Source organism: Plantibacter sp. Leaf1, from assembly GCF_001421315.1.
Lineage (GTDB): Bacteria > Actinomycetota > Actinomycetes > Actinomycetales > Microbacteriaceae > Plantibacter.
Window position 1 is genome coordinate 1,410,061 of record NZ_LMJX01000002.1, and the last position, 12,913, is coordinate 1,422,973.

At 70.1% G+C, this 12,913-nt stretch carries 7 protein-coding genes; 4 read left to right on the forward strand and 3 right to left on the reverse strand.

Annotated elements, in window-relative coordinates; genetic code table 11:
- The first annotated feature begins 179 nt into the window (after positions 1 to 179).
- A complete protein-coding gene (locus tag ASE44_RS08850) occupies positions 180 to 1,154 on the forward strand; it encodes a DUF6492 family protein (RefSeq protein ID WP_056779005.1) in 975 nt (324 codons plus the stop codon).
- A gap of 5 nt (positions 1,155 to 1,159) precedes the next feature.
- On the opposite strand, the gene ASE44_RS08855 is transcribed toward ASE44_RS08850, so the two are convergent.
- A complete protein-coding gene (locus tag ASE44_RS08855; protein WP_162235742.1) occupies positions 1,160 to 1,798 on the reverse strand; it encodes a hypothetical protein in 639 nt (212 codons plus the stop codon).
- 91 nt (positions 1,799 to 1,889) lie between these two features.
- Here ASE44_RS08855 and ASE44_RS08860 point away from each other — a divergent pair, with 91 nt between their 5' ends.
- From ASE44_RS08860 to ASE44_RS08870, 3 genes are read left to right on the forward strand one after another with little or no spacing between them, the layout of a single operon-like run.
- Complete coding sequence (locus ASE44_RS08860; RefSeq protein ID WP_056779010.1) at positions 1,890 to 3,281, forward strand: polysaccharide biosynthesis tyrosine autokinase; 1,392 nt, start codon at positions 1,890 to 1,892, stop codon at positions 3,279 to 3,281.
- Between the two features lie 3 nt (positions 3,282 to 3,284).
- Entirely contained in the window at positions 3,285 to 4,616 is a 1,332-nt protein-coding gene (locus tag ASE44_RS08865) for a hypothetical protein (RefSeq protein WP_056779012.1), read from the forward strand.
- Positions 4,613 to 5,920: a lipopolysaccharide biosynthesis protein gene (locus ASE44_RS08870; RefSeq protein WP_056779015.1), complete on the forward strand. Its 1,308-nt coding sequence runs from the start codon at positions 4,613 to 4,615 to the stop codon at positions 5,918 to 5,920. Before ASE44_RS08865 ends, ASE44_RS08870 begins: the two co-directional genes overlap by 4 nt.
- On the opposite strand, the gene ASE44_RS08875 is transcribed toward ASE44_RS08870, so the two are convergent.
- Both ASE44_RS08875 and ASE44_RS08880 read right to left on the reverse strand, forming a co-directional pair.
- Entirely contained in the window at positions 5,874 to 6,956 is a 1,083-nt protein-coding gene (locus ASE44_RS08875) for a glycosyltransferase (protein WP_056779018.1), read from the reverse strand. The genes ASE44_RS08870 and ASE44_RS08875 overlap by 47 nt on opposite strands.
- Before the next feature lie 5 nt (positions 6,957 to 6,961).
- Positions 6,962 to 12,709, reverse strand: a complete 5,748-nt coding sequence (locus tag ASE44_RS08880; RefSeq protein ID WP_082455917.1) for a LamG domain-containing protein — start codon at positions 12,707 to 12,709, stop codon at positions 6,962 to 6,964.
- Positions 12,710 to 12,913: the final 204 nt, after the last annotated feature.

Sequence of the window (12,913 nt, forward strand, 5' to 3'; positions counted from 1 at the left end):
CGCCCCCCGCTTGTTGTCCCCCCTGATCTGGGGCTACAAGGCGCTTGCCCCGGCCCATACGCTGAACATGTTCAACAGCCGCTGTCCCGCCCACCCGACCCGAATCCGGTGGGCGCGACAGGGCGGAACCACCACCCGACGCCGATCTGACGGCCTGATCTCCGGAACGAGCGGACGCAGTGAACACCAAGCCCTCACCGGACGCCGTCACCCTCGTGACGGTCGTCTTCGAGCCGGAGTTCGACCTGCTGCGCCTCCAGGCCCGATCCCTCGCACGCTACGTCGACCAGGCGCTCGTCGCGCGGATCCTCGTCATCGACAACTCCGCCGCCGGCCTCCGCGCCGGAGCCCGCCGCCGACTGGCCACGGCCTACGGCCCCCTCGCCTCGAAGCTCGAGATCGTCCGCCCGGACGACCTCCTCACGGGGCCGACTGCGACGAACGGCTGGCGGGCGCAGCAGGCCCTGAAGCTCCTCATCGCAGACCGCGTCGAGACCGACTGGTACCTCGTCCTCGACGCCAAGACCGTGTTCATCCGCCCCACGACCACCGGTGACCTCTTCGCCTCGGACGGCCGGCCCAACGGCGGCGTGCACTCCTACGCGCAGCACCCGCTGCAGCCGCAGCTACGCACCGTCCTCGCCTACAGCGGACTCGACGCCGAGACCCTCGTCGCCGGCTTCACCTCGACCGCCACTCCCTTCCTCCTGTCGACCTCGGCCGTCAGGACCCTCGTCGCCGATCTCGGCTCACGCCACCCGCAGGGCTTCTCCGCCGAGTTCGAACGCGCCGGACTCACGGAGTTCTTCATGTACACCGCAGCTCGGCTCACCGATGGCGAGACCCTGCACGACATCACCTCCGGCGAACCGCTCGAGAGCCCGACCGTCTGGCCGCGGCACCGCTCCGGCGCACAGGTCCGCGCGGTCCTCGACGACGCGATGGCGTCCTCCACGACCACGGTCGCCGTCCACCGCACCGCCCTCGCCCGCATGGACCGCGACGGCGTCCTCGCCGTCGCCCGGTTCTGGGTCGCCCGTGGACTCTTCCCGAGCACGGCCGCGGCGCTACGGTTCATCGCGGTCTACCGCGCCCGGTACTACCCGGCGATGGTCCTCCGCCGGCTCCGCGCCCGCCGAGGACGGGCATCGTGACCGCGTCAGCGCGGCGTGAGCGCCGTGAGCACCCCGATGTCGCGCACCAGGACGGCCGTGAGCTCGTCGACGGCCTGCAGCACGTCACCGTGCCGGGCTCCCCGATCGGTGTGCGCGTCGAGGACGTCGAGACCGTCGGTCACCCGACGCGTCGACCGGCTGAACTTCGGCCCGTCGCCGAGCAGGCCACGGCGGCCGTTCAACACGGCGGCGACCGCGGCGACCGGGTCCGAGGTGGCGGCGAGGACGTCGAGTTCCGCGACGGAGGGCTCGAGCGAGAGCAGTCCGACCGCTTCGACGAGGGTGAACGTCTTCGCGCGGGCGGACGGCGTGATGGCGCCGACGGAACCGCGCGCAGCCGTGGTCATCGTCAGGATCAGTCCCGCGTCATCGATGCGCTGCGCATCCAGTTGCGCCGCGACGTGCTTCGCGGCGAACGCGGCTCCGTCCGCGGGCATGAGCCGGCGGTACACCTCGGCGCAGATCTTCGCCCCGGACACCGTCTCGGTGCCGGCACTGTCCACGCGCAGACCTTCGACGCCGAACGCGGCCGGGAGTTCGTGCTGCAGACGGAACTCGGCCAGCGGCGACCGGCACACGTTCGCACGGCAGACGGCGAGAACGCCGGTTGAGACAATCGACAATCCAGCCTCCTGAGAACCGCACCGAGTATACCAATGCGGCGGTCGGAGCCCATCGACACGACCATTCATCCTTGACCACGGGGGACCCGAAATGACCTTGCACGAGTACGTCCAGACCCTTCGCAAGTACTGGGTCCTCATCGCCGTCCTGGTGGTCGTCGGGTGCGCGACGGGCTACGTCGTCGCGAAGACCCAGGTGCCGATGTTCCGATCGACGAGCAGCGTGCTGCTCTCGGCCGAGCGCGGCGAGAGCACCTCGGAGCTCGCCCAGGGCTCGAACTACGTGCAGAGCCTCGTCCAGACCTACGCACTGCTCGCCGAGTCGAACCTCGTCCTGCAGCCCGTCGTCGACGAGCTCGACCTGGACACCACCGTCGCACGGCTCAGCAAGTCCGTCTCGGCCGACTCACCACTGAACACCGCGATCATCGAGATCTCCGTCGTCGACTCCGACCCGAGCCGCGCCAAGCAGATCAACGACTCCGTCGTCGCGTCGCTGTCGAGCGCGGTCGCGGACGTCTCCCCCCAGGACGACCAGGACCAGCCGACGGTACGCCTCACGAGCATCAACTCCGCGACGCTCCCCAACGCGCAGTTCTCGCCGAGCTCGACCCTGTACGCCGCCGTCGGCGGGGCCATCGCCCTGCTCCTCGGGATCGTGTTCGCGTTCGTCCGACGCGCGCTGTCCACCCGCATCACCGACGGAGCGGACGTCGCCCACGACACCGCGGCGCCCATCCTCGGCGAGATCTCCGAAGCACGCCGAGGAGCACCGGTCCTGGTGTCGCTGCGCACGAACCCGCAGGGGCTCGTCGCGGAGTCGTTCCGCACCTTGTCCGCCAACCTCCGGTTCGCGAGCATCGACCGTCCCATCCGGTCCGTCGTCGTGACCTCAGCGCAGCCCGACGAGGGCAAGAGCTCGGTCGCGATCGGCCTCGCCCAGCAGCACGCCGAGTCCGGCCAGCGGGTGCTGCTCATCGACGCCGACCTCCGCCACCCCACCGTCGCGACGTACACGCAGCTCGACGGCACGGTCGGTCTGACGTCCGTCCTCCTCGGCCAGCACGATCTGCAGGACGCCGTGCAGTCGTGGGGCTCCGACACCCTCGACGTCCTCACCGCCGGCACGACGCCCCCGAACCCGAGCCAGCTGCTCAGCTCGTCGAGCATGCGCCTGCTGCTCGAGCAGGCGTCCTCCGACTACGACCTCGTCGTCATCGACTCGGCGCCCATCATCACCGTGACCGACTCGCTGTGGCTCGGCAACATGGCCGACGGCATGCTCATCGTCGTGCGCGAACGGTTCACCCGGCACCGCCACCTCGCGAAGGCCGTGTCCGCGGTGGAGGGCGCACGGGCCGAGCTCGTCGGCGTCGTGCTCAACCGCGTCAAGCGCGGGGACCGCAACAGCAAGTACTACACCTCGGAGGTCGAGTCGGTCTCGAACATCCGTCACGCCGTCGCCGAGCGCCTCGGTCGCTGAGCCGTGACGACCATCCCAGCGGCGCTGCGCGGCGGACCCGGGCCGGGGCTCACGCCCCGCCGGGCCGACCCCGACCGTGGCCGCCGGGCGCTCGAGTTCGCGGTCGCCGCCGCCCTGTGCGTCGCGATCGGCATGCGATACCCGCGCTACGACGACATCCTCTTCGCCGCCGCCGCGAGCGCGATCATCGCCCCGCTCTGGCTGAGCACCCTCCGCCGGTACCAGGGCGCCGCGACCATGCTGCTCCTCGGGCTCCTGGCGATCGTGTCCGGTCTGCTCATCACCGGGTTCGCCGCCGGCGACCACGTCGTCTCGAGCTACCTCGCCACCATGAACTCCGCGCGCATCGCCGGCGTCCTTCTGTCCGTCGGCGCGCTGCTCTGGGCTCGGAGCATCATCGGAACGCCTCGCATGGCCTCGCTGTACGGGCTGGGAATGGTGTTCGGCCTGCCGTTCGGTGCGTCGTTCGAGACGAACCCATGGAAGTTCGGGCTGTCCGTCCCGATCGCGATCCTGCTCCTCGGCCTGTCCTGGTGGGCCGGTCGCCGGTGGCTGGACATCGTGCTCCTGATCGCCCTCAGCCTCATCAGCGCCGCCAACGACTCGCGGTCGGCGGCGGCGATGTTCCTCATGGCGGCGGCGATCATCACCATGCAGCGCATCCCGGTCGCCCGTGGCCGTGCGCACGCCTGGTGGGCGCTCGGCCGGATGGCGATCGTCGGCTACCTCGTGTTCCTCCTCGCGCAGGCCGCGATCCTCGAGGGCTACCTCGGGACGAGTACGGAACAGCGCTCGGAGGCCCAGATCGAGGCCTCCGGCTCGCTCATCCTCGGAGGTCGACCGGAACTCGGCGCGACGGTGTCGCTCCTCTTCCACCAACCGGGCGGCTACGGCTCCGGTAGCTCACCGTCGATGACGGACGTGCTGGTCGCGAAGTCGGGCATGAGCTCCCTCGGCTACGACCCGAACAACGGGTATGTCGAGCGGTACATGTTCTCCCCGGGCTTCGAGGTGCACTCGATCGTCGGCGACGTCTGGATCCTGTTCGGCGTCGTCGGACTGGTGTGGCTCCTCGTCACCGTCGGCTTCGCCCTGTTCGGCGTCTCCTCCCGACTGACCGACCGCCGGATCAGCGGCCTCGAACTCTTCCTCGGCATCCGCACCGTCTGGGACCTCTTCTTCAGTCCGTTGCCGAGCTCCCTGGTGACGATGACCCTCTTCTTCGCCGTCGTCCTGGTGAACCGCGCCAGGACGACGCCGCCCGCATCCCGCCCGGCCGGTGACCGGCCTGCCGGCCCACCGCTCCCCCACACCCCGCTTGGATCCCCGTCGTGAACACCGTCAAATCGGTCGGCGCAAAAGCCGTCACCATGCTCATCGCGCTCATCTGCGGCCTCACGACGACCCGGCTCATCATCGCCGACGCCGGCGTCCACGAATACGCGCTCTACACCCTCGTCGTCGCCCTCCCCGGCCTGGTGTCGTTCGCCGACCTCGGCTCAGGCGCCGTGCTCGTGAACCGCATCGCCACGACCGACCACCCGCGCGACGACCCGACCCTCACGGCGCAGGTGACGACGGTCGGGCGGATCATGCTCACCTTCGCCGCGGTGCTGATGGCGGTGAACACCGTTTTCCTCCTCGCCGGTGTGTGGCCGGCGTTCCTCGGTGACGCCGGCGACATCCCCGGCTCCTCGCTCGCGGCGTTCCTGGCGATCACCGTCTTCTGCTGCAGCATCCCGCTGGGCATCTGGACGCGCATCCTCCTCGGCCTGCAGCGGAACCACATCATCATCATGATCCAGGGCGTGCAGTCCCCCCTGACGCTCCTCCTCATCTGGCTCGCGCTCACGGTCGGCCCCGAGACCCTGCATCCGTACCTGGCGCTCGGGTCACTCCTGGCCGCCGGCGGCGTCGCCCTCACCGGCTTCCTCCTCGCGCGTCGGTTCACGAGCCCGCTCATCGGCACCGCCGCCCGGCGTATCCCCTTCGTCAAGCGGCACCCGGGCGTCCGCGTCATGGACATGGGCTGGCCCATGCTCGCCCAGCTCCTCGCCACGCCCCTCTCGATGCAGTCCCAGCGCTTCGTGCTCGCGCAGTTCGTGTCCGCCGCCGCGCTCGCGCAGTACGCGATGGCCGGCCAGTTCTTCTTCGCCCTGCAGGGACTCGTCAGCGCCGCCGGCCTGACCCTCTGGCCGCGCTACGCGAAGGCACGGGCGAGCGGCAACCCGACGACCGGACCGTTCCTCCTGGCCGCGTGCTTCGCGGGCGGCGTGCTCCTCTTCACGGGTGCCATGGTCATCGCCGGCCCGTGGGTGTTCGGCTTCATCTCCGGCGGCAAGGTGGAGGTCCCGGTCGAGATCGTGCTCGCCTTCGGCGTGATGGTCGCCGCCCAGGCGGCGCTCTACCCGCTCGGCATGTTCATGATGGACACCGCCGGCGTCCGGTTCCAGGTCGCACCGACCCTGCTCATGGCCGCCGTGTCGGTGGCCCTCGCCTTCGCGCTGACCCCGACCCTCGGCGCCGTCGGCCCGATGCTCGGCAACGCGCTGGCCGTGACGCTCGGGCAGATCCTGCCCTACGCGCTGCGGATCAGGCGCCTCGGACGCGCGACGGAAGCTCCGCCAGCGCCTCGGTGACCCGGCGCCAGTAGGCGGCGGTCGTGTACTGACGCTCCTGGAACGCGGCGGCGAGGCGCTCGGACCGACGTCGGCGTTCCTCGGGGTCGTCGAGCAGCGAGGAGATCGCCGTGGCGAGGGCCCCGGGGTCCGCTGCGGGGACGAAGAGCACCTCGTCGTCGGAGAAGTAGGCGTCCAATCCACCGGCCCGTGTGGCGACGGCGGCACCACCGGCAGCCGCGAGCTCGAGCAGCGTGGTGATGCCGCTCGCGTGCAGGTTGGGGGTGACGCTCACGACGGTGACCTCGGCCGAGCGGTAGAGCGACACGAGCTCCGCGACGGTCGTGGTCGCGCGCGTCTCGACGGCGTCGTGGTCCGCGAGGATCTTCTTGTTGGACGCGATCCGCAGCGACGGGGCACCGAGGAGCCGGTGCGCCTGCTCGAGCGTGCGCCAGTCCCTGGCGCGATCGTTGCCGACGGACAGGAGCCGGGGTGCCGGCTCGACGTCGTCCGTCGGCGAGGTGGCCGCGAAGACCGAGGAGACGCCGAAGGGGACGTAGCGGTGGCGACCGGACGGGACGAGCGCCCGCCCCGCCTCCGCGTTCGGTTCGGCGTTCGCGACGAAGAGGTCGACCCTGTCGAGGGCGAACCGCATGATGCGCTGCAGCCACTTGGGGTGCTTCGACCACTCCGCGAACAGCCAGATGGTCTGCCCGACGAGCACGGGACGCCTGATCCCGAGGAGCCGGAACACCAGGCCGACACCGAGGTATTCGACCTCGCTGTGGCAGTACACGTACTCGGACCGCCGCAGGTCGCGGAGGTGCGAGAGCGCCTGGCCGACGTCGAACACCAGGAGGCGCTTCGACAGTCTCGAGAGCCGAGCCGCGAACCCGTTCGGGTCGCCACCGCCCAGGACGCTAAAGTGCCAGCCGCCCGGGACGTGGTTGGCCCCGTACGGCGCCCGGTCCGGTGCCGCTCCGGCCTCGTACCGGGACGCGTAGTCCTCGGTACGAAGCTCGGAGGCGACGAGGATGCTCAGGTGTGGAAGGGTCACCCTGCCTATTCTCCCGTGACCTTGAAGGAGTCCACGGAGAGCGTGGTGGTGCCGTTGGTGTTGGCGCCCGTGACGTAGGTGATGACACCGACGGCTCCCGGAGCCTGCATCGCCGTGGTGGCGTCGGTCGCGCTCAGCTGCCACGCGGCCGGTTCCGTCTCCGCGTCACGCCACACCTTCGCCTGCACCGTGGTCGGTCCAGCACCGGTGACGGAGAGCGTCACGTGGAGCTTCTGACCGGCGACGTACGCGCCGCCCGGGAGGACGTAGCTGTCGGCCAGCGGCGTCTCGTCCCGGAGGATGTAGACGCGGATGAGGCCGGCGGCGTCGAGGCGGACGCGGGTGGAGTAGACCGAGTTGCCGATCTTCCGTCCGGCGATCGTCACCGTGTGCGCGCCGCCTGCAGGGGCCTTGTCGACGGAGAACGTCGTCTCGACGAGGGCGTCGCGGATCGACACCCCGGCCAGGACCGCGCTGCGCGTCTCGGTGGCGTTCGCGGTGATCTTGCCGACGCCGTTCGCGACGCTGTAGCTCGTCGCCGGTCCGGTGGTGCTCCACGCGCCACCCTCCTCGGCGGCTCCCCAGCCGTTCGCGGCCTGGCGGTTGTCGAAGTCGTCGAGGGCGACGGGCTCCTCCGCTGCCGGCGGGTCGACCGGCGGCTCAACGGGCGGGTCGACCGGCGGGTCGACGGGCGGCAGGACCGGCGGCACCGGTGCCGAGACCGTCGCGGTCTGCTGACTCGTGTGGGTCCCACCACGGTTGTCGGTGACGGTGAGGGTCACCGGGTAGGCACCGGCTGCGGCGTAGGCGTGCGTCGCCGTGGCGCCGGTCGCCGTGGCACCGTCCCCGAAGGTCCAGGCGTAGGAGGCGATGGAGCCGTCGCTGTCGGAACTCGTCGAGCCGTTGAAGGTCACCGACAGGTCGGTGGCCGCCATCGTGAACGCGGAGACCGGGTTCACGTTCGCCGGCGGTGCCGGGGGCGTGACCGGGGTGGCCGCGGCCGAGGCGACGGAGGTGAACTGCTCGATGCGGAGCTTCGCCGTCGCCGACGCCGAGGAGTTCGACAGGTAGGAGATGAGTCCGATCTGACCGGTCGCCTGCATCGTGGCATCCGTGTCGGTGCCGCTCAGCTGCCAGGCGGTGGGCTCGGTCGTGCCGGTCTTCCAGACCTTCGCACCGAGGGTGGTCGGGCTCGTGCCGGACGCCTTGACGGAGATCGTCAGACGGTCACCCGGTGCGTACACGATGTCGAGCAGCTTCGAGTCGACGATCTGGGTCTCGTTCTTCAAGAGGTAGAGACGGACCTGACCGTTGGCCTCCCAGCGGACCCGGGCGGTGTACGCGTTGGCTCCGACCTGTCGGCCGATCACCGCCACGTAGTACCCGGGACCCGTGCGGTCGACGGAGAACGAGACGGTCGTGACCGCGTCGTCGAACTTCGCACCGAGGCGGGCGGCACGGGTGTCGAGCTTCGCGAGGTTCACGATGCCCGAGCCGTCGCCGACGCTGTAGGTGGTCGCCGCTCCCTGGAGCGACCAGGCACCGCCGACCGGAGCCGAGCCCCAGCCGCTCGCGCTGGTGCGCTCGAAGTCGTCCTGGGCGAGCACGGTCGCCGTCGGGGCCGCTGCGACGGTCACCGATCGGGTCGCCGTCGCCGTCCCGCCGCGGTTGTCGGTCACGGTCAGGACGACCGAGTAGGTCCCCGCCGCCGCGTAGCTGTGCTGGGCCGTCGCGCCGGTTCCGGTGGTCCCGTCACCGAACGCCCAGGCGTAGGAGGCGATCGAACCGTCGGTGTCGGTCGACGCGGATCCGTCGAAGGAGGCGACGAGCAGGTTCGCCGAGGAGGTGAACGACGCCGTCGGTGCCACGTTGGGTGCCGGGGCGACGGTGACGGTCTGCGAGGTGATCGCGGTACCGGCGCGGTCGTCGGTCACCGTGAGCGTGATCGTGTAGGTGCCGGCGGCCGCGTAGCTGTGGCTCGCGGTCTTGCCGGTCGCCGTCGTGGTGTCTCCGAAGTCCCAGGCGTAGCCCGTGATGGACCCGTCGGTGTCGGTGGAGGTCGCGGCGTCGACCGACACGGTCAGCAGGTTCTTCGACTGCGTGAAGGCCGCGGTCGGCAGCTGGTTCGGCGGCAGGGCCGTCGCCACCTGCTGCGTGGACGTGGCCGACGCGCCCCGGTTGTCGGTGACCGTGAGCGTCACCGTGAAGGAACCGGCGGTCGCGTAGGTGTGGGACGCGGTCGCGCCGACACCGCTCGTGCCGTCGCCGAAGTTCCAGGCGTAGGAGGCGATGGTGCCGTCCGGGTCGGCCGAGGAGGAGGCGTCGACGGAGAGCGCCAGGTTCGCGACCGAAGCGGCGAAGATCGCGGTGGGCGCCACGTTGGGCGCGACGACCGTCACCTGTTCGGTTCGCGTCGTGGACGCGCCGAGGTCGTCCGTCACCGTGAGCTTCACGGCGTAGCTGCCGGCGGCGCCGTACGTGTGCGTCGCGGTCACCCCGCTGCCCGTCGAGCCGTCGCCGAAGTCCCAGGCGTAGGAGGCGATCGTCCCGTCGGAGTCCGTCGAGCCGGCGGCGTCGAAGGTCGCGCCGAGGTCGCTCGGCGTCGCGGTGAACGCCGCGGTCGGCAGGGCGTTGACCCGGCCGATCTTCCCGAGCGAGTAGTGGTCGCTGATCTGCGCGGCCGTCAACGTCTTGCCGTACACGGCGAACTCGTCGAGCGAACCGCGGAACCAGTTGTCACCGCCCCACGTGCTGTCACCACCGATGCGCCAGTAGCCGGTGTAGTCCTGCGCGTTCGTCTCCGTGCCGGAGGCGACGAGCGAACCGTCGACGTACAGCTGCATGCCGGTGCTCGACTGCTCGGCGACCACGTGGTGCCAGGTGTTGTCGTTGTAGGAGGACGGCGACGACACGATGACCGTGTTGCCGGTGTAGACACCGAAGTTCAGTCGTCCGTCCGGCGTCATGTAGACGTGGCGGTCGTAGTTGTTCGACGTGCCGTCGGTCGAGCGGTTGCCGAAGCCGATGAGCTTGCCGCCGCTCGTCGTGTCCGTCTTGAACCAGGTCTCGACCGCGTAGTTGCGCGGGTTCGAGAAGGTCTTGTCGCTACCGACGCCGGAGTTGCCGCTCGGTGAGAACGTCGCCGCGGTGTTGGTGACGCCGGAGAGCGCGCCTGGTGCCTGCTTCGAGACGTCACCCCAGTAGGTGCCGGTGTTCCCGAGGGGTCCCGAGTCGGCAGCCTTCGGACCGGTCGACTCGTTCAGCCGCCAGTAGAGGTCGGGGTCGAGAGCGAAGACCGCTTGACCGTAGGTGTCCGCCGGGGCGGCCGGCACCGTGGAGGTGCGGCCCGAGGCGACCCAGTGCGCATCGATCGTCGCCCGGTTGAGCACCGTCGGGTAGACCGCGACGTCGGAGATGCTGCCGTCGAGGTAGGAGGAACCGACACCCGGCCATCCGCCGATGTTGTCGCCGCCGACACGCCAGTAGCCGGAGTAGTCCTGCCCGGTCGTGGTGTCGGCACGGCTCGCGACCTTCTTGCCGTCGAGCGAGAGGGTCATGCCGTCGGCGCCCATGGAGGCGACCACGTGGTGCCACTGGCCGTCGTTGAAGCCGGCCGCCGACTGCACGGTCCGCACCGATCCCGGGTACACACCGAAGACGACGCTTCCGGAGGTGTCGAGGTAGACCTGGCGGTCGTAGCTCCCGGAGTTGCCGGTCTTGGCATTGCCGTAGCCGACGATCTTGCCGCCCTGCGTGCTGCTGGACTGGAACCATGCCTCGACGCTGAAGGTGTTCGGGGCCGGCTGCGCGATGCTCGAGACGCCGAAGGAGGAGGAGGTGCCCCCGAAGGACGTCGCCGTGTTGGCCTGGGCGAGGTTCGGACCGGAGACGGCACGCGCCGAGGGCGACGCCAGCGTCAGGTCGTTCCCGGACGCCCAGTCGTAGGCGCTCGTCCCGGAGGACTCACCGAGCGGCCAGTAGTTCGACGGGGCCGCGTCGAGCACAGCACCGTTGTAGGAGCTGAAGGAGTTGCCGCCGGTGGCGGTCGCCGGAACCCAGGTGCTCGTCTGCGTGGAGTTGCCCCACGGGTCGATCGCCTTGACGCGGTAGTTGTAGGTCTGGCCGGCCGTCACGTTCGTGTCGGTGAAGAGCATCGCCGGCTGGGTCCAGAAGTTCGAGGTCTCGGTCGTCGTGTAGATCGGGACCGAGGTGCCCTTGTCCTGACGGAAGATCTGGTAGGTCAGCGTCGCGTCGTCGGGGTCGTAGTTGGCGGGCCAGCTGAGGCGGACCTGCCCGGCGCGGAAGGACAGTGCGGTGAGCTTCCAGTTGTCGCCCCACACCTCAGGCGCACGCTTGTTGGGGGCCTTGTCACGCGTCGCGAAGCGGACGAGTCCCTGCTGCTTCGCGCCGGAGACGCCGAGGAACTCACCGGCGTAGAGGACGTAGTCACCAGCGCCGACGACGCTCCAACCGGCCTGGTACAGCTTCGTCTTGGTGCCGGTCTGCCACGTCGGGTACCACTGCAGGAGCGACGGCGAGGGGTTGCCGGTGAAGTTGCGGTAGCCGTGGACGTCCGGCGTGATCGTGCCGGTGGCGTTGGGGCTGAAGGCGAGCGAGTGGTGGAACACCCACGGGTCGGGCTGTGGGAAGCCGCCGATGTTGCCGCAGTAGTGCGCGTGGCTGGCGGTGTAGACGATGTCCTTGACGACGTCGACCGAGTACGTGTCACCGTGGCAGTCGGCCATCCACTGCATCGTGCCGTCCGACCAGGAGGCCTTGAAGGTGCCCTCGAAGTCGTCGAGCGTGGAGTCACCGTAGAAGTCGTAGCCGGTGCCGTAGACGGAGGTGCCGTCGGACGCGAGCGAGTAGATCGCCGAGTTCTCGCCACCGTTGTGGATGACGCTGTTCACGCCGAACGGCATGGTCGCTCCGGTGACGGCGTCGACCGCGGAGAGGCCGCGGCCGGGGCTCGTGGAGCCGTTGGTCGAGGTGAACGAGCCACCGATGATGAGCTTGCCGCCGTCGGGCGAGACGACGAGGGCGCGGACGCCCCAGCCACCCTGGAGGTCGACGGTGAAGGGCAGCAGGGCGCCGGTGGAGGCGCTGACCGCGGCCACCTTCGTGCGGGTGGCGCCGCCGACGCTCGTGAACTCACCACCGATGTAGACGGTGGAGTTGGTCGCCTTGACGGACATGACCTTGCCGTTGACGACCGGGGCGAAGCTTGCGATCAGGGCGCCGGTCGCGGTGTCGAACGCAGCGACGCGGTTCCGGGTCACGCCGTTGATCGTCGTGAACGTGCCGCCGACGTAGAGCCGGGAGCCGTCGGGCGACACGGCGAGGCTGTTCACCACGCCGTTGGCGCTCGGGTTCCAGGAGGTCATGACGCCGGTCGAGATCGTGTAGGCCATGAGGTTCTTGCGGTCGACGGTGTTGACCCCCGCCGCCGCGCCTGCCGGGCGGGCCTTCGCGAAGTCGCCGCCGACGAAGACCGTGTTGCCGGCGACGGCCTGGCCCCAGGCGACCCCGTCCATCTGCGCGGTCGGCAGGGCGTCCGCGGCGACGGTGGTCGGCAGCGGAGTGGCAGGGGCGGCCGCGGGTTCGGCCGCGACGGCCGCCGTCGGCATCGAGACCAGGGTGCCGCCGACGACGGCGGCGGTCGCGAGCGCGGTCAGGACGACGCGACCGAGTCGTCGGAGAGCGGGGGCGACAGCGTCATCGGACGCACCGCGGGCTGCAGGCAGGCTGGACAATGTGGTTCCTCGTAATCCGTAACAAAGCACGATTCGTTAGCGGAAACACGACAACCCGAACTGCGTGTACCCAGGGTGGATACTATGGCTCAGCTCACGGCCCGGCCAAGGGCCTGAGCACCCCCAAAGGTGGTGCCACACGGGCGGGGGTCACCACCCGTGGGCGCTGACACCCGTCATTGTGACCCGTGCGTGCTCGCGGAC